We start from the raw sequence: 322 nt of genomic DNA, 5'->3' as shown, positions 1-322 counted from the left end.
TGGCTATAGATAAATACGCTTCAGCTTTAGGGTTCTCACCGTCAATAAACCCCTTTATAAGTGTTTGTTTATCACTAAAAATTTTGTCTTGTTCTACTTGTAAAGCTTTGTATTCATTGGCATATTCTGAGTTTAAAACAATTTCAGTAGCTGTAGGATTAAAATTAATAGGCGCTTTATTAAATTGGTAAAAAACAAATACCATAACGCCCACTAAAAGAATAAAAAATTGCATGGGCACTTTTAATAAACCATTAAAAATTAACCCTAATTGCATTTCTTTAACAGATTTACCCGATAGATAACGTTGTACTTGACTTTG

Annotated in this window: 1 pseudogene; it reads right to left on the bottom strand. The window is 30.4% G+C overall.

Going from position 1 to position 322, the window contains the following annotated elements:
• Positions 1 to 322, bottom strand: a pseudogene (locus tag FUA24_RS08300) (sodium:solute symporter); the annotation flags it as partial.

The sequence above is a fragment of the Seonamhaeicola marinus genome (assembly GCF_008085455.1).
The sequence above is the reverse complement of the archived record's forward strand: the minus strand, read 5'-3'. Positions and strand labels throughout refer to the sequence as shown.